This window comes from Micromonospora sp. MGP-C2 (genome assembly GCF_057766525.1).
This window is the reverse complement of record NZ_JBYMEN010000002.1, coordinates 5,627,181-5,643,891: the sequence shown is the minus strand read 5'-3', so window position 1 is coordinate 5,643,891 and position 16,711 is coordinate 5,627,181. Positions and strand designations below refer to the sequence as shown.

Annotated in this window: 17 protein-coding genes; 6 read left to right on the top strand and 11 right to left on the bottom strand. The window is 72.7% G+C overall.

What is annotated here, in order from left to right:
- Positions 1-88: 88 nt before the first annotated feature.
- Entirely contained in the window at positions 89-1,597 is a 1,509-nt protein-coding gene (locus AC3CF1_RS26015; RefSeq protein WP_488451472.1) for a cell wall anchor protein, read from the top strand.
- A gap of 129 nt (positions 1,598-1,726) precedes the next feature.
- Here the strand turns inward: AC3CF1_RS26015 and recG are convergent, their stop codons facing one another.
- Positions 1,727-3,925: an ATP-dependent DNA helicase RecG gene (recG, locus tag AC3CF1_RS26010; protein ID WP_099851154.1), complete on the bottom strand. Its 2,199-nt coding sequence runs from the start codon at positions 3,923-3,925 to the stop codon at positions 1,727-1,729.
- The gene (locus tag AC3CF1_RS26005) at positions 3,922-5,535 is read right to left on the bottom strand and encodes a DAK2 domain-containing protein (protein WP_354981170.1); all 1,614 of its coding nucleotides are present in this window, start codon (positions 5,533-5,535) and stop codon (positions 3,922-3,924) included. Before AC3CF1_RS26005 ends, recG begins: the two co-directional genes overlap by 4 nt.
- Before the next feature lie 288 nt (positions 5,536-5,823).
- Between AC3CF1_RS26005 and rpmB the strand changes: the two genes are divergently transcribed.
- Positions 5,824-6,015, top strand: a complete 192-nt coding sequence (gene rpmB, locus AC3CF1_RS26000) for a 50S ribosomal protein L28 (RefSeq protein WP_007456456.1) — start codon at positions 5,824-5,826, stop codon at positions 6,013-6,015.
- 200 nt (positions 6,016-6,215) lie between these two features.
- Here rpmB and AC3CF1_RS25995 read toward each other — a convergent pair whose 3' ends face one another.
- Positions 6,216-6,677 (bottom strand): GNAT family N-acetyltransferase, encoded by a 462-nt coding sequence (locus AC3CF1_RS25995; RefSeq protein ID WP_355160731.1) that lies wholly within the window; start codon positions 6,675-6,677, stop codon positions 6,216-6,218.
- Positions 6,678-6,706: 29 nt separating this feature from the next.
- Positions 6,707-7,696: a thiamine-phosphate kinase gene (locus AC3CF1_RS25990; protein WP_355160730.1), complete on the bottom strand. Its 990-nt coding sequence runs from the start codon at positions 7,694-7,696 to the stop codon at positions 6,707-6,709.
- Between the two features lie 96 nt (positions 7,697-7,792).
- Between AC3CF1_RS25990 and AC3CF1_RS25985 the strand changes: the two genes are divergently transcribed.
- Positions 7,793-8,026 carry an Lrp/AsnC ligand binding domain-containing protein gene (locus AC3CF1_RS25985; RefSeq protein WP_007456453.1) on the top strand — a complete coding sequence of 78 codons (234 nt, stop codon included), beginning with the start codon at positions 7,793-7,795 and terminating at the stop codon, positions 8,024-8,026.
- Positions 8,027-8,035: 9 nt separating this feature from the next.
- A complete protein-coding gene (locus AC3CF1_RS25980) occupies positions 8,036-8,695 on the top strand; it encodes a DUF3515 domain-containing protein (RefSeq protein ID WP_435794515.1) in 660 nt (219 codons plus the stop codon).
- Between the two features lie 76 nt (positions 8,696-8,771).
- Here AC3CF1_RS25980 and AC3CF1_RS25975 read toward each other — a convergent pair whose 3' ends face one another.
- The gene (locus AC3CF1_RS25975; RefSeq protein WP_088946587.1) at positions 8,772-9,872 is read right to left on the bottom strand and encodes a D-alanine--D-alanine ligase family protein; all 1,101 of its coding nucleotides are present in this window, start codon (positions 9,870-9,872) and stop codon (positions 8,772-8,774) included.
- 195 nt (positions 9,873-10,067) lie between these two features.
- A complete protein-coding gene (locus AC3CF1_RS25970; RefSeq protein ID WP_088946586.1) occupies positions 10,068-10,286 on the bottom strand; it encodes a hypothetical protein in 219 nt (72 codons plus the stop codon).
- A gap of 278 nt (positions 10,287-10,564) precedes the next feature.
- Between AC3CF1_RS25970 and AC3CF1_RS25965 the strand changes: the two genes are divergently transcribed.
- Together AC3CF1_RS25965 and AC3CF1_RS25960 are read left to right on the top strand one after the other, a co-directional pair.
- Positions 10,565-11,410: a helix-turn-helix domain-containing protein gene (locus AC3CF1_RS25965; protein WP_141908195.1), complete on the top strand. Its 846-nt coding sequence runs from the start codon at positions 10,565-10,567 to the stop codon at positions 11,408-11,410.
- A gap of 5 nt (positions 11,411-11,415) precedes the next feature.
- Complete coding sequence (locus tag AC3CF1_RS25960; RefSeq protein ID WP_088946584.1) at positions 11,416-11,616, top strand: DUF397 domain-containing protein; 201 nt, start codon at positions 11,416-11,418, stop codon at positions 11,614-11,616.
- Positions 11,617-11,787: 171 nt separating this feature from the next.
- On the opposite strand, the gene AC3CF1_RS25955 is transcribed toward AC3CF1_RS25960, so the two are convergent.
- From AC3CF1_RS25955 to AC3CF1_RS25935, 5 genes are all read right to left on the bottom strand, one after another.
- Positions 11,788-12,837 carry an ROK family protein gene (locus tag AC3CF1_RS25955; RefSeq protein ID WP_099851147.1) on the bottom strand — a complete coding sequence of 350 codons (1,050 nt, stop codon included), beginning with the start codon at positions 12,835-12,837 and terminating at the stop codon, positions 11,788-11,790.
- An 84-nt stretch (positions 12,838-12,921) separates the two neighbouring features.
- Positions 12,922-13,710 (bottom strand): putative protein N(5)-glutamine methyltransferase, encoded by a 789-nt coding sequence (locus AC3CF1_RS25950; protein ID WP_354981173.1) that lies wholly within the window; start codon positions 13,708-13,710, stop codon positions 12,922-12,924.
- Positions 13,707-14,837: a cystathionine gamma-lyase gene (locus tag AC3CF1_RS25945; RefSeq protein WP_354981174.1), complete on the bottom strand. Its 1,131-nt coding sequence runs from the start codon at positions 14,835-14,837 to the stop codon at positions 13,707-13,709. Before AC3CF1_RS25945 ends, AC3CF1_RS25950 begins: the two co-directional genes overlap by 4 nt.
- Positions 14,838-14,845: 8 nt before the next feature.
- Positions 14,846-15,853, bottom strand: a complete 1,008-nt coding sequence (locus AC3CF1_RS25940; protein WP_354981175.1) for an NAD(P)H-dependent glycerol-3-phosphate dehydrogenase — start codon at positions 15,851-15,853, stop codon at positions 14,846-14,848.
- Entirely contained in the window at positions 15,850-16,587 is a 738-nt protein-coding gene (locus tag AC3CF1_RS25935; protein ID WP_354981176.1) for a lysophospholipid acyltransferase family protein, read from the bottom strand. The genes AC3CF1_RS25940 and AC3CF1_RS25935 overlap by 4 nt, the downstream gene beginning before the upstream one ends.
- Positions 16,588-16,711: the final 124 nt, after the last annotated feature.

Sequence of the window (16,711 nt, the reverse complement as noted above, 5' to 3'; positions counted from 1 at the left end):
GAGGGCGCCTCTCCGATCGGACGTGCAGTGACCGTCCACTGTCACTCCCGTGCCACACCCCTGACGCTTCAGCACTCCAGGAGTACCCGTGATCCGTCCCAAGCTGTCGCTACAGCGACCGCTGGCCATCCTGGGAGCCGCCCTCATCGGCCTCACCGGGGCAGTCGCGGTGGCCGCCCCAGCCAGCGCGCACCACACCACCATCACCGCCACCGCCGAGTGTGACCGGCTCTCCGGCGAGCGTGTGATCACGTGGAAGGTGGAGAACAGCGAGCGCGACAAGGCCGTGACCCTCAAGCAGGTGACCGCGACGCCGTCGACCGACGTCACAGTGCCCGTGGAAGGCGCCAAGGCGGTCCCGCTGCAGGGCTCCGTCATCCCCAAGGCCGGCACCATCACGGCCGTCCAGCGGGTGCCGGGCGACACCGCCAACGCCAAGCTCACGGTGTTCGGCAAGTGGAAGAAGAACGGCAAGGAAGCCACCAACGACGGCAGCATCAATCTCGCCGCCGACGGGTCCTGCGCGCCGACTCCGAAGTGCGTGGACGTCAACAAGGCCAAGTACAGCCACACCTTCGACGGCCCGAAGGGCACCGCGACCGTAAAGCTCGACGGTGACCTGCCGCTCTGCGGCGAGGGCAAGCAGTGGTTCACGCTGGTGTCGTACTTCGCGCCCCGGCCGCAGTTCGCCACTCCGCAGTACGTGTACGGCACGCCGGACAGCAACTGGATCGGTGGCACCCAGACCGAGATCAAGCTGAACGTCGAGATCCCGGACTGCCACACCCAGGTCGACCTGATCTGGGGCGGTAAGGACGAGGTCATCGGCGAGCTGGTCGACGGCGGCAAGCGCTACGACAACAAGAAGCTGGGCTCGCCGGGCGCTCCGGGTAACCGGTCCAAGGGCCCGCAGGGCTGGTACAACGGCGGCGACAAGAGCTGCGTCACCCCGGCCTCGACCTTCGCGTCCAACTGCGACGGTTCGGTCGCCGTCTCGCTGAGCAACGACGGCAAGATCAGCAAGTACGCCGTCGAGTTCGAGGTCAAGGGCGAGAACGGCTTCTCCAAGAAGGTCTCCGTCGCGGCTGGCAAGGCTGACAGCAGCATCGTGGTGCCGGCTGCCAACGCCGGCAAGATCGAGGTGCTGGTCGACGGCAAGGTCATCGAGAAGGGCACCTACTCGTGGCAGCGCCCCGAGGACTGCCCGCTGCCGGCCGTCACCACCAAGGCCGACTGCAAGGACTTCGCCCTCACCGTGACCAACCCCGAGGGTGGGCTCCCGGTCAAGGCGGCGTTCACCTACGGCGGCAAGACCGAGACCCGTACGGTCGCGGCCGGCGCGTCGGAGACGGTGACCTTCAAGGCCGGTAAGGACGAGACGGCGCTCGTCGCGCTGCCGGAGCTGGACCTGGAGATGGAAGCCGTCTACACGCCGGAGGGCAACTGCGGTGGCGGTGGCGCCGGCGGCGAGGAGCCGGGCCTTCCGGTCACCGGTGCGGCGGCAGGCGGCATCGCCGCTGGCGCGATCGCCCTGCTCATCGCGGGCGCGGTGCTCTTCGTCATCGCCCGTCGGCGTCGGGTGACCTTCACCGCCTGACCTGACCTGCGCTGAACCCGAGGGCGCGTCGACCATCCGGTCGACGCGCCCTCGGTCCGTTTCGGCTGACTGAGGCGTCAGGCCGATTCGAGATCGGTTGTACCGGAGGGATCACGGACCGGGCGACCGTCAGCCCTTCTCCAGGTATTCCGCGCGGTCCTCGTCCACCAGCGCGGCCACCGAGGCGGCCAGGGCGGGATTGCGGGTCAGCTCCGGGTCGTCCTCGACGAGGGTGATCGCCTCGGCACGGGCGTCGCGGATCAGCTCCGTGTCGCGTTTCAGAGACAGCAACCGCAGGTGTGAGCGGTGCCCGGACTGGGTGGCACCCAGCACGTCACCCTCGCGGCGCTGCTCCAGATCCAGCTCGGCGAGCTTGAAGCCGTCGCTCGTGGACGCCACCGCATCCAGCCGCTCGCGCGCCGACGAACCCTCGGCCGCCTCGCTGACCAGCAGGCAGAGCCCGGCGGCGGAGCCCCGGCCGACCCGGCCACGGAGCTGGTGCAGCTGGGAGACACCGAAGCGGTCGGCGTCCAGCACGATCATCACGGTCGCGTTCGGCACGTCCACGCCGACCTCGATCACGGTGGTCGCCACCAGCACGTCCAGGTCACCGGCCGCGAAGGAGCGCATCACCGCGTCCTTCTCGTCGGCCGGCAGGCGGCCGTGCAGCACCCCGATCCGCAGCCCGTGCAACGGCCCCTCGGCCAGCAGCGGGGCCACCTCGGTGACCGCCAGCGGGGGCCGGCGGCCGTTGTCGTCCACCGGTGGCGGCTCCTCCTCGCTGGCCGGCCCCTCACCGATCCGAGGACACACCACGTACGCCTGGTGGCCGGCCGTGACCTCCTCGCGCAGTCGACGCCAGGCCCGGTCCAGGTAGGCAGGTTTCTCGGCGGCGGGAACCACGTGCGAGGCGATCGGCGACCGGCCCCGGGGCAGCTGGGAGAGGGTGGAGACCTCCAGGTCGCCGTAGACGGTCATCGCGACCGTTCGTGGGATCGGGGTGGCCGTCATCACCAGCACGTGCGGCGGCTGGTCGGCCTTGGAGCGCAGAGCGTCGCGTTGCTCCACACCGAAACGGTGCTGCTCGTCGACGACCACCAGGCCGAGATCGGCGAAGTCGACCCCCTCGTAGAGCAGGGCGTGGGTGCCGAGCACGATGCCGGCGGCGCCGCTGGCGACCTCACCGAGGGCCCGCCGTCGGGCGGCAGCGCCCAGCGAGCCGGTGACCAGCTCGACCCGGGTGGCGTGCTCGGCGGAACCCAGCTCGCCGGCCCGCCCGAGCGGCCCGAGCAGGTCGAGCATGCCGCGGTAGTGCTGGGCGGCCAGCACCTCGGTGGGCGCCAGCAGCGCGGCCTGCCCGCCCGCGTCGACCACCTGGAGCATCGCCCGCAGCGCCACCACGGTCTTGCCCGAGCCGACCTCGCCCTGCAACAACCGGTGCATCGGGTGCGGCGCGGCCAGATCGGCGGCGATCTCCACGCCGACGTCGCGCTGACCGGCGGTCAGCTCGTACGGCAGTCGGGCGTCGAAGGCGTCCAGCAGCCCACCTGACCGTGCGGGGCGGGGCCGCGCCGGCCAGTCGGCTGCCCGGTGTTTGCGCTGCACAAGGGTCAGCTGGACGGCGAACGCCTCGTCCCACTTGAGCCGCCGCCGCGCCCGGTGCAGCTCCTCCTTGCTGGACGGCCGGTGGATCTCGGTCAACGCGGTGCCCAACCCGACCAGCTTGCGGCTGGCGCGCACGGTGCCCGGCAGTGGATCGTCCGGAGGGGTGAACGTGTCCAGAACGACTCGCACGCAGCGCGCGATCACCCAGGTCGGCACGGCCGCGGCGGCCGGGTAGACCGGAATCAGCGCGCCAGCGAACTCCTCGATTTCGTCGCTGACCGCCGCCTCGCCGTCGCCACCCTCGCCGAGCAGGACGTACTCCGGGCCGTTGAGCTGCCGTTTGCCCCGGAACTCGGTGACCTTGCCGGCGAACAGCCCCCACCGGCCGGGGCGCAGCTCCCGTTCGCGCCATGCCTGGTTGCCGAAGAAGGTCAGTGTCAGCACCCCGCCGGAGCCGTCGCCGACGGTCACCTCCAGCAGGTTGCCCCGCCGCTGCCGCATCGGGCGCACCGCGGTGCGCTGCACCTGGGCCAGCACGGTGACCTGCTCGCCGACGTCCAGGGAGCGGATGTCGGTGTGCTCGCCGCGCTCGTCGTAGCGACGGGGGAAGTGGTAGACCAGGTCACCCGCGGTGTGCAGGTCGAGGTGCGTGGCCAGCGCCTTGGCCGTCTTGTCCCCGACCAGCTTCTTCAGCGGAGTGTCCACCGTGGCTGGTTCGCTCATTCGATCCCTACCAGGAGCGGATAAAACGGCTGGCCCCCCGGGTACGCGTGCACCTCGACGAACGGCCAGCGTCTCGCGACGTGCGCGCGGACGGCATCGGTGAGCCCGGCCGGGGCGTCCGCCCCGGCCAGCAGGGTGACCATCTCGCCACCGCCGCCGAGCATCCGGTCGACCACGGCGGCGCAGGTGTCGGTGAGGTCGGTGCCGATGAGGTGCACCTCCCCCTCGACCAGTGCCAGCACGTCGCCGGGACGGCACGGGCCGGCGACGGTCAGCGCCTCCCGGCTGGCGTGGCAGACCTCGGCGTAGCGGCAGGCGCCGGCCGCCTCGGCCATCGCGATCACGTCGTCCTCGAAGCGGCGGTCGCCGTCGCGGACCGCGAGGGCGGCCAGCGCCTGCACGGGCGATCGGGTCGGCACCACGCTGACCTTGATGCCGTGCCGATGGGCCTCGCGGGCCGCCGCGCTCGCCACCGCCTCGGTGTTGGCGTCGTTGGGCAGCACCACCACCCGGGCCGCGCCGGTGCTGCGCACGGCGTCCAGCAGCTCACCCGTGGACGGGTTGCCCGGCACCACTGTGGCGCCCTCGGCGGCGAACAACTCGGCGATGCCTCCGCCGGTGGCGACCACCACCGCGGCCCGCCCGGCCGTCACCGGGCCCGAGGGCGGCTCCGGCTGGTCGGCGAAGCGGGTCACCGAGATCCGGTACGGGCGACCGGCGGCGACCCCCGCCTCGACCGCGGCGCCCACGTCGTTGACGTGCACGTGCACGTTCCAGGTGCCCTCGGGCTCACGCCCGTCGCCGACGATGACCAGCGAATCCCCCAGCGCGTCCAGCGCCCGTCGCAACCCGTCGACCGCCTCCGCCCCGGCGTCGAGCAGGAACTGCACCTCGTACGCGTACTCGTCGGAACCGGTCTCCCGGGCGACGGTGGCCGCCGGTCGGGCGGAGCGCGGCGTCGGCGCGGGCTGAGCGGTGCTCTCCCCGGTGAGCACCGCGACCAGGGCGTCGAGCAGCACGCACAGCCCTCGGCCACCCGCGTCGACCACGCCCGCGCGGGCCAGCGCCGGCAGTTGCTCCGGGGTGTGGGAGAGCGCCTCGGCGGCGGCCCGGGCCGCGGCGCGGACCACCGCCGGCAGGTCGTCGCTGTCCGCCCGTTCGGCGCCCGTGGCCGCCGCCGCGACCACCGTGAGCACTGTGCCCTCGACCGGCCGGGCAACCGCGGTGTACGCCGCGGCGGCGCCGGATCGCAGCGCGGCGGCGAACTCCCGACCGCGCACCGCCGGCACCCCGGCGACCTCGTCGGCGAACCCCCGCAGGATCTGCGAGAGGATCACCCCGGAGTTGCCCCGCGCGCCGAGCAGCGCGCCCTGCGCCATCAGCCGCAGCGCGTGCCCGTGCGCGGTCGGCCCGCTGTCGGGGAGGGTGTCCAGGTTCATGGCGAGGGCCTGTTGGGCCGAGGTGAGGGTGAGCACCAGGTTGGTGCCGGTGTCGCCGTCGGGCACCGGGTAGACGTTGAGCTGGTCGATCTCGCCCTGGTGACGCTTGAGCGCGGCCAACCCGCTCGCACACCAGCGGCGGACCGCGGCGGCGTCGAGGGTGTCCAGCACGGCCAGAAGCCTACTGGCGCGCACCGACACGCGTCGGACTCGTCCCGCGTGTCCCCCGCGCACCGCTCCGGCGGTGGCCGTAACACGGGCGAACTCCTCCGGTACCCTTGCCGCCGGGCCGGTCCCACCCACGGGCGGGCGGGCCCACGACCAGGCACAAGCCGGGGCACGGGCGAGCGCCGGACCGGGCCGGTTGGCCGGGTCGGCGAGTCATCGGGTAACCTGACCAGGTTGCCCGGGCAGCACCTGCCGGCGACCCCATGAACGTATCAATCCCAGGAGTATCCCGTGGCTAGCGTGTGCGACGTCTGTGGCAAGGGACCGGGCTTCGGCCACAACGTGTCCCACTCGCACCGGCGGACCAACCGCCGCTGGAACCCGAACATCCAGTCGGTGCGTACCCCGGCCGGTGGCGGCAACACCAAGAAGTTGCAGGTCTGCACCTCGTGCATCAAGGCCGGCAAGGTCACCCGCGCCTGACGCGGTAGCACCCACCTTCTCGTACGGCGGAGCCGGCGGACCCTGAGGTCCGCCGGCTCTGTCGCGTCCGGTCGCCGCCTGAGCTGTGCTACTTGAGCTGTGGCGTGCCGCCTTGATCGACTCGGTTTTCCGGGAGTCGGGGTGTCCGGCGCTGCGGACAGCCCGACTTCAAGAAACCCGAGTCGATCACCGCAACGGAGTCAGAGGGTGCGGCCGAAGGAGACGCAGCCCTCCGCGTCCTTGTAGAAGCCGAAGTTCGGAATCCGCTCGTAACCGGCGGAGCTGTACATCGCGATCGCCTCGGGCTGCTTGTCCCCGCACTCCAGGACCACCCGCTTGCGGCCCTGCTCCCGGGCCGAGCGCTCGACGGCCGCCAACACCGTGCGGGCCACGCCCCGCCCACGCGCAGCCGGGGCCGTGTACATCCGCTTCAGCTCCGCGGTGTCCGCGCCGTGGCTGCGCCAGCCACCGCACCCGACCGGCTCGCCCGCCACGTAGGCGACCAGGAACGCGCCATCCGGCGGCTCGAACTCGGTCGCGTCCACCGGGGTGTCGTCGCCGGTGCCGCCGTAGCGGGCGCCGAGGTCGGCCAGTGCGGCTTGGATCAACTGCTGTGCCACCGGTGCGTCGAACCGCACCGTCCGGATCTCGATCTCACTCACGGTGTCCAGGGTACGGCGGGCCCCAGGCCTCACCGGAAATGGTCCCAGCCGGTCGGGCCGTCGTGGGGCGCGCCGTCGACCGTCACCCCGGCACCCTCCGTGACCAGGCCCACCGGCCGCCAGTCCGGCGGCAGTACGACCGTCGGGGGAAAGGTCGCGGCCAGCGCGTGGTCGTCGCCACCCGCCAGGATCCAGGTGTACGGGTCGACGCCGAGTGCCTGCGCCGCGTCAGCCATCTGCCGGGGCACCTCGAACGCGTCCCGCCGCACGTCGATGGCCACCCCGCTGGCCGCCGACACGTGGCCGAGGTCGGCGAGCAGCCCGTCCGACACGTCGATCATCGAGGTGGCGCCGAGCCGGGCGGCCTGCGGGCCGGCCTGGTAGGGCACCTGCGGCCGCCGGTACGCCTCGACCAGCAGGCGGGGGGTGCGGAAACCGCGGGTGAGCACGGTCAGCCCGGCAGCCGCGTACCCGCTGCGCCCGGCCAGGGCGAGCACGTCACCGGGACGGGCGCCGGAGCGCAGCACGGGTGGGCGGCCCTCCAGGTCGCCCAGCGCGGTGACCGCCACGGTCAGGGTGGGGCTCGCCGACATGTCCCCGCCGACGACGCTGGCGCCGACCGTCGCCGCCTCGGCGGCGAGCCCGTCGGCCAGCTCCTCCGCCCAGCCGGTCTCCAGGTCAGCCGGCATGCAGAGCGCGACCAGCAGGGCGGTCGGCGTGGCGCCCATCGCCGCGATGTCGGCCAGGTTGGCCGCCGCCGCCCGGTGCCCGACGTCGCGCGCCGAGGACCAGTCCCGCCGGAAGTGCCGACCGTCGACGAGCACGTCGGTGGAGGCCGCCACCCGGCCGTCCGGGGCGGCCACCACCGCTGCGTCGTCGCCGGGGCCGAGCAGGGTCGTGGGCCCGAACGAGAGTCGGGCAGTTATCTTCCCGATCAACCCGAACTCCCCGATCCCGGACACACTGGCACCACTGCCGGCGTTCTGCCCGTGCTGCCCGGCTCCGCCGTGCTCGCTCACCGCTGCTCCTTGACGACCGATAGGGATCAGACCTGGTCCGTAAGGTAGTTTCACCCTTCGGGCCGCTCCCGGGCGGCGACGGACGGAGGTCGAGTCGTGGTACAGGCGTACATCCTCATCCAGACCGAGGTCGGCCGCGCACGTGACGTGGCGGGTCTCATCGCGGACATCGCCGGCGTGGTGCGCGTCGACGCCGTCACCGGGCCGTACGACGTGGTCGTCCTCACCGAGGCGAACACCGTCGACGAGCTCGGCAAGCTCATCGTCAGCAAGGTGCAGATGGTGCCTGGCATCACCCGCACCCTCACGTGTTCGGTGGTGCGGCTGTAAGTGGACGAGATGACGGCCTCCTCTGCACGTGACGACGACCGGACGCGTGAGCCGGCTGACGGTAACCGCGACCCGGCCGACACCGCCGCCGCCGCGCCGGCCGGCCGGGACCGGACCATTCGCGGCGCCGCGCTACTGGCCACGGTGATCGCGCTGCCGATCACGCTGCTGGTGGCCGTGCTGGCCTTCAACAAGCTCAGCCCGGGCGCACCCGCGGCCGCGCCGACCCCGTCCGCGACGACTCCCCGGGTGCAGTCCACCGCCCCGGTGGAGATGGCCGCCCCGGCGCTGGCCGCCCGCCCGGCCACTGTCTGCCGGGCCCTGCTCTCCCAACTGCCGGCGACCATCCGCGACCTGACCCAGCGGCCGGTCACCGCCGGCCCGGAGCAGAACGCGGCGTACGGAGACCCCGCTCTCACCGTGGCCTGCGGCGGCACCGAGCCGGAGTTCCCCAGCACCGACGAGGTCTGGACGGTGAACCGGGTCTGCTGGCACCTGGCCGAGCGGGCCGACGCGGCGGTGCTCAGCACTGTCGACCGGGAGACGCTGATCACGGTGCGTGTCCCGCGCTCCTACGAGCAGCCGTTGCAGTGGCTGACGACCATCTCCAGCACGATCGTGGCGACAGTGCCCTCCGGCGGCGCCATCCCGTCCGGCTGCCAGCGCTGACCCGATCCCGCGCCGCCTGACGCACGTCGGGCGGGGCCGGGCGGCTCAGCTGGCTGACGCTCCTGGGCCGGGTGGCTCAGTGCAGGCCGACGCCGCGCCGCTGGGCGGTGCGGATCAGGCGGTTGACCAGCTTCGGATATTCCAGGCCGGAGGCCGCCCACATCCGGGGAAACATCGACGTCGGGGTGAACCCGGGCATCGTGTTGATCTCGTTGAGGTAGACGTCCAGCTCGGGGGTGACGAAGAAGTCGGCCCGGGCCAGGCCCGCGCAGTCCAGCGCCGTGAACGCGCGGACGGCGTACTCCTGCACCTGGCGGGTCACCTTGTCCGGCAGGCCGGCCGGGATGTCGTACTCGCAGGAGTCGTCGAGGTACTTCGCCTCGAAGTCGTAGAAGTCGTGGTCGGCGACGACCCGCACCTCGGCCAGCACGGACGCCTCGGGCGCACCGCCGGCCTCGCCCTCCAGCACACCGCACTCGACCTCGCGGCCGATGATCGCGGCCTCGATGATGACCTTCGGGTCGAACTGCCGGGCGGCGGCGACCGCGTCGTCGAGCTGCGCCCAGTCGGTGACCCGGGTGATGCCGAACGACGACCCGGCCCGGGACGGCTTGACGAAGACCGGCAGACCAAGCCGCTCCTTGTCCTGCTCGCTGAGCGTCATGCCGTTGCGCAGCACGGCGTACGAGCCGACCGGGATGCCCTCGACGGCGCAGAGCTTCTTGGTGAACTCCTTGTCCATCGCCGCTGCGGACGCGAACACGTTCGCCCCGACGTAGGGGATGCCGGCCATCTCCAGCATGCCCTGGATGGTGCCGTCCTCGCCGTACGTGCCGTGCAGCACCGGGAAGACCACGTCGACGTCGGCGAGCACCCGGGGGCCCTCGGTCGGGTCGAGCACCATGAGCCCGTTGCCGGTGGGGTCGGCGCGCAGCACGATGTCGTCGCCGGAGTCGGCGGTGATCTCCGGCAGCTGACGGGCGTTGATCGCGAGCTGGGCGGGATCTCCGCTGGTCAGGACCCACTGGCCGGCCCGGGTGATGCCGACGGGCACCACCTCGAACTCGTCGGGGTCGAGCGCGCCGAAGACGCTGCCGGCGCTGACGCAGGAGATGCCGTGCTCCGGGCTGCGGCCGCCGAACACGATCGCCACGCGGGTCTTGCCTGGGGTGGTCACTCCGGTCACCTCTTCGTACGCGACTGCGGCTGGTCGTGCTCGCCGGTGGCGCTCACCCGGTTGACCTTACTGTGCGTGGCGGTAGGGCGAGGCGATACCCGGCGAGCCACAGCACGACACGGCAATCGGTCAACAGAGGATGTACGGTGCGTGACGGGACAGTCGCGGTGTCGCAGGCCGGTGACCTGGGCCTGCTCAGTCCCGGGAGTGCCGGCGACCGACCGCGATCACCTTGACCCGTTGCCGGCCGGCCCGCACCATGCCCAGCGCCATGAACGCTCCGGCGATCCGGTCGGCGGCCTCCCGACTGCTGGCACCGACCACCTGTCGGCGCCGCTCGGGTGCGACCCTCTCGTTGCGGTCGATGCCCTCGACGGGGCGCACGTCGGTGAGCACCACGAGGAAGCGGGTCATCGACAGCCGCCCGGGTGCACGGCGGAGGGCTCCGGACAGGTTCGCACGTCGTCTCCTTCCGGCGGGACGGGATGGCGGGGCGGCACGCGACGATCGGGCACGGGGGAGAAACCCGATCGCCGCGCGCCCCATCCCCTCCGGTCGCTCACCACCACCGTCGCCACGACAACCGGCGGTGAGGACGCGGTAACAGATTGACACGTGTACAGCCGTGAATGCAACTCTCATCGACGTTTTCTCATGCAGACGTTCCCGCAAATGTGTGCGACCATCGATGCATGGCCCCCAAGACCGCCCGCGCCCGCCGGCTCGGCATCGCCCTGCGCCATCACCGGGAAGCCGCCGGCCTGACGCTGGAAACCGCGGCGGATGAGATCAACAGCACCCGCAGCACCCTCTCCCGGTACGAGAACGCCCAGACCCTGATCAGCCCGGCCACCGTGCGCGCCCTGCTCACGTCGTACGGGGTGGGTGCCGAGGAGGTGGCTGCGGCGGTGCAGCTCGCGAAGGACGCCCGCAAGCCGGGCTGGTGGGTGTCGTACTCGTACCTGCTGGATCCGCGCACGATCGACTTCATCGCGCTGGAGGCCGAGGCGACGGCCATCGCCAACTTCGAGCCCTCGGTGGTGCCCGGCCTGCTGCAGACCGCGGACTATGTCCGTGGCGTGATGCGCGGCGGGCCGCACACCCTGGGCGACGACCTGGTGGAGCAACGGGTCAAGATCCGGCTGGACCGTCAACAACGGCTCACCGCCGACAACCCGCCCATCTTCGACGCGATCATCGACGAGGGCGCGCTGCTGCGTCCCGTCGGCGACAAGTCGGCGATGGACGGGCAACTGCGTCACCTGGTCAAGATGGCCGAGCTGCCCAACATCAGCGTCCAGGTGATCCCGCTCTCCGCCGGCTACCACCGGGGCACGCGGGGTTCGCTGCACATCCTGGAGTTCGCCGACCCGGAGGACCCGATCATCGCCTCGGTGGAGACCGTGGCAGGTCAGATGATCCTCGACCGGGCCGGCGAGACGCGTACCTGCACCAAGATCATGGAGCATCTCCGAAGCGTGGCGCTCAGCCCGGCGGACAGCCGCGAGATGCTCCTGTCAGTCCTGAAGGGACGGTAGGACCGATGACACCGACAATCACAGCGGCCTTGGCCGCGGCGGCGTGGCGCAAGAGCAGCCGCAGCGGCGACGAGGGTGCCTGCGTCGAGGTTGCCGCGCTGCCACGGCTGGTGGCCGTCCGCGATTCCAAGGACCCGGCCGGCCCGGCTCTGCTGTTCGCAACGGGCGCCTGGGCCGCCTTCGCTCAGGCGCCACCTCGCCGCTGACCAGGCCGTCGCACCGCTGACCCGACCTGGGGCCACCGCAGCCCGGACCGGGCACTGCCCCCTGCTGACCGCCCGCCGCGCCGCCGATCAGGGCGCGCGGCGGGCCAGGCCGCAGACGTGGCAGGCCCAGGCACGGTATAGCGAGGCGTGCCAGGACCAGGTGCTGCGGGCTCAGGCGACCAGCGGGCGGGGCTCCGGGACGGCGCGCAGGGCTTCCAGCGCGGCGATCGCCACGCCCCGGGCACCGGCCATGTCCCGGTCCGGCACCAGCGCGAAGGTGGCCACCGCGGCCTGCTCCTCGCGGAGCACTGTGTGTTCGCGGACCGTCGCCAGGAACCAGTCGCGGAACTCCGGTGCCGCCTCGACCACCCCGCCACCGACGAAGTACGCGTGCGGGTCGGTGAAGTTCGCCGCAACGGTGAAAAGCCGGCCCAGCGCCATCGCCTGCTGGGTGAAGAGGTCCCGTGCGAGGGCGTCTCCCCGTTCGCCGTACCCGCGAACCAGCTTGGCCGCCCGAGCCAACGGCTCGGCGGCGAGCGGGTGGTCGGGGTAGCGGGTCAGCCAGTACGGCAGCAGGTTGCGCTCGATGCCGGTCAGCGAGGCCACGCTCTCGACGTCACCGGTAAAGCCGCAGGCACAGGTGGGTTCCTGCTGCCCCGGGCTGAGCAGCCCGTTCAGCGGGATGTGCACGTGACCGAGCTCCCCGGCCATTCCGGCCGCACCGGCGATCACCCGACCGCTCTCGACCACACCGCCGCCGAGGCCGGTGCCGACGATCGCGGAGACCGACGAGCGGCCCATCGCGTCGGCGCCGAAGTGCACGTGGTGGGCGTAGAGCGCCGCCGCGTTGCCGTCGTTGTGATAGACGACCGGCAGGCCGAGCCGTCGTTCCAGTGCGCCCCGGACGTCGAAGCCCCGCCAGGCCGGCTGGGAGAAGTTGGTGGAGCCCCGCGACGAGATGACGCCGTCGGCGCTGGCGGGGCCCGGAGTGTCCAGCCCGACCGCCTGGACCAGGTCGCGCGGCACCCCGGTCTGCGCCAGGGCGCCGTCCAGCGCCTGGGCGAGTGCCTCGATCGCCGCCTCCGGCCCGGCCCGTACCTCGCTGGGGATCTCCAACAGCCCGTCCACCAGGAAGCGGCCATCCACCGTCAGCACGGTGGCGTTGTTGCTGGTGCCGCCGTTGTCCAGCCCGACGACCACCGGCACACCTGCGCTGCCCACCGATACCGCCTCCCGCCGTCATGAGTGTGAGCCGAGGCTAGTGCCAACCCTCCTCCCCCGCTACGCCCGGCCACCCGAGCGGGCTCAGTCGGGGCGGCGGGCGGTCACCGCTGTGGCGTCCAGGTCCTCGTCGTGTCGCACGCTCGGCACCAGCCCGGCGGCGGCGAGCGCCGCGCAGAGCACGTCCGCCTGGGCGTCGCTGGCCTCGACCACCAGGTGTCCGCCAGGGGCCAGCCAGGAGGCGGCACCGACGCCCACCCGGCGCAGCACGGTGAGCCCGTCCGGCCCGCCGTCGAGCGCCACCGGGGCCTCGTGCAGCCGCGCCTCGGCGGGCATCAGCGCCACCGCGTCGGTCGGCACGTACGGGGCGTTGGCGACCACCAGGTCCAGCCGACCCCGCCACTGCCGGGGCAGCGGTGTGAAGAGGTCACCCTCGTACACCTCGGCGTCCAGCCCGGCGAGGTTGCGGCGTGCGCACGCCACGGCCGCCGGGTCGATGTCGGCACCGGCCAGCCAGCGCGGGGCGAGCCGGTGCGCCAACGCGACGGTGGTGGCACCGGAGCCGCAGCAGAGGTCGGCCACGGCCGGGGCCGGGCCGGTCAGTTCGGCTGCCACCTCGACCAGCAGCGCGGTCCGCCCACGCGGCACGAAGACGCCAGCGTCGACGGCGATCCGCAGCCCGCAGAACTCGGCCCAGCCGAGCAGATACTCCAGCGGTTCACCGGCCACCCGGCGGTCGGTCAGCTCAGCCAACGCCGCCGGGGTGTCCGCGGCGGCCAACAGCAGGTCGGCCTCGTCCTCTGCGTACACGCAGCCGGCGGCACGCAGCCGGCCCACGAGCGCGGACCGGTCGGCCAGGGGCGCTGACGTCACGAGCCTCCTCGGACCGACCCGGCCGCGTCCAGGGCGGCGGAGATGTCGGCCACCAGGTCGGCCGTGTCCTCCGCACCGCAGGAGAGCCGGACGAAGCCGGGTGTGGTGTCGTCGCCCCACTGCTCCCGCCGGTCCGCCGTGGTGTGCAGGCCACCGAAGGAGGTCGCCGCCGCCACCAGCCGGGCGGCCTCGATGAACCGGCCCACCCGGTCGGCGCTACCCAGGTCGAACGAGAGCACCCCCGGCATCCGACGCATCTGAACCGAGGCCACCGCGTACGCGGGATCGCCCGGCCGCCCCGGCCAGCGCAGGCCCGTCACGTCCGGCCGGCCGGCCAGCAGGTCGGCGACCGCGGCGGCGTTCGCGCTCTGCCGGGCCAGCCGCAGATCGAGGGTGGCCAGCGACCGGTGTGCCAGCCAGGCGTCGAACGCTCCGGGCACCGCCCCGGTGGTCGTACGCCAGGTCGTCACCGCCCCGATCAGCTCGGTGGACCGGCTGGCCAGGTAACCCAGCAGCAGGTCGGAGTGGCCGGTGAGCGCCTTCGTGCCCGAGGCGACCACCAGGTCCGCGCCGAGGTCCAGTGGGCGCTGACCGAGCGGGGTGGCGGTGGTGTTGTCCACCGCGAGCAGCGCGCCCGCGGCGTGCGCCCTCTCCGCCAGGGCCGCCACGTCGACCACGTCCAGGCCCGGGTTGGCCGGCGTCTCCACCAGCACCAGCCGGACGCCCTCGAACGACGGGTACGGCCCGGCGGTCGGCGCGAACAGCACCCGGACGCCGATGCCCTCCAGCACGTCGGTGGCGAACGCCCGGACCGGGAAGTATCCGTCGGAGGGCAGCACCACCGTGTCCCCCGGGCGCAGCAGGGTGAGCAGCAGGCCGGTGATGGCCGCCTGACCGGTGGCGAAGACGCGGCAGTCGCCGCCTTCCAACTCGCCCACGGCCGCCTCCAGGAGCCGCCGGGTCGGGTTGTCGGGGCGACCGTAGCCGTTCGGCGACGTGCCCTGGCCCTGGAACGGGTCGAGGTGGTACGGCGCGGCGAAGACCGGCCCGGGCAGGAACGGGTCCCCTGGTGCCGGCTCGGGCAGGCCGGCGCGTACGCAGCGGGTGCCGTCTCCCAACTCGCTCATCGGATTCCTCACTCGTACGACTCGGGTTTTGCGGTGCGGCTCATCAGGGCTTCCACGGCGAGGCGTGGGTCCATCCCCTCGTGGCAGATCCGCTCGACGTGCTCGGTGATGGGCATCTCCACACCGTGCGCGCGGGCCAGGTCGCGAATCGCCAGGCAGCTCTTCACACCCTCGGCGGTCTGCCGGGTGGCCGTCTGGGCCTGCTCCAGCGTCTCGCCCCGGCCCAGGTGCTCGCCGAAGGTGCGGTTGCGGGCCAGCGGGGACGAGCAGGAGGCGACGAGGTCGCCCATTCCCGCGAGGCCGGCGAAGGTGATCGGGTCCGCGCCGAGCGCCACGCCCAGCCGGGCGGTCTCGGCCAGCCCTCGGGTCATCAGCATGGCCCGGGTGTTGTCGCCGAAACCCATCGCGGTGGCGATGCCGTACGACAGGGCGATCACGTTCTTGACCGCCCCGCCCAGCTCGCAGCCGATCACGTCGTCGTTGGTGTACGGGCGCAGGTAGGGCGTCCGGATCGACGCCTGCACGAGCGCGGTGCGGTGGCTGTTCGTCCCGGCGACGACTGTCGCGGCGGGCTGCTCGGCGGCGATCTCGGGGGCGAGGTTCGGGCCGGACACGACGACCACCCGGTCCGCGGCGACCCCGGCGGTCTCCACGATGACCTCGCTCATCCGCTTGGTGGTGCCGAGCTCGATGCCCTTCATCAGCGACACCAGGGTGGAGTCGGGGTGCAGGTGTCCGACCCACTCGGCGAGGTTGCCGCGCAGGGTCTGCGACGGCACCGCCAGCACCACCAGCTCCGCGCCGGTGATCGCCTCGGTCGCGTCGGCGGTGGCGGTGACCCGGGCGGGCAACAGCAGGTCGGGCAGGTACTCCGGGTTGCGGCGCTCGGCCCGGATGCTCTCGGCAACCGGCGCACGGCGGGCCCACACGGTCACGTCACGCCCCGCGTCGGCAAGGATCTTGGCGAACGCGGTGCCCCAGGAACCGGCGCCGAGCACCGCGACGTGGCCGGTCATGCCAGGTCGCCCTGCTGCTCGTGCCGGACGGAGGACCGGGCCGGTCGTTCCCACAGCGGCGGCGGGGTGCCGCCACGGATCTCGGCGAGCATGTCCCGCAGCCGCAACATGATGGTGTCCGTCATCTCCTCGAGGGTGGCCCGGGTCGGCGGGGCGTCCGCCCACCGGCTCAGGTCGATCGGGTCTCCGGCGACGACGGTCACCGGGGCCCGGGGGCGCAGGTTGACGCGGCTGGTCCGGGGGTCGAAGATCCGCTCCGGTCCCCACATCACCACCGGTACGACGGGTGCGCCGGTGGCCAGGGCCAGCCGGGCGGCACCGGTCTTGGCCTTCATCGGCCACAGCTCCGGCTGTCGGGTGGTGGTGCCCTCCGGGTAGATCACCACGGCACCGCCCTGATCGAGCGCGGCGACCAGTGCGTCCAGCGAGCGGACCGCGTCGACGCTGCCCCGCTCGACCGGGATCTGTAAACACCGGTGCAGGATCCAGCCGACCACCGGCACCCGGAACACGCTGGCCTTGCCCAGGTACTGCGGCCAACGCCCGGAGTCGTAGATGAAGTGCGCGGAGACCAGCGGGTCGGCGTGCGAGATGTGGTTCGCCACGATGATCACGCCACCGTCGCCGCCGAGGTGTTCCTGGCCCCGCCAGGTGCGCCGGGTCCACACGGTCATCACCGGCTTGACCAGCCACACGGCGAACCGTTGCCAGAACCCCAGCCTCCGCCGTGCCACTGTGCCTCCTCGTCGCGCCCCAACCCCGCCGCGAATCCCGCCCGCGACACCCGCAGCGGAAATCATGCCTGCTCGCCCCCGGTACGGCCAGCGAGGGTCCCGCCGTGCGGCTGGCAGGATTGCG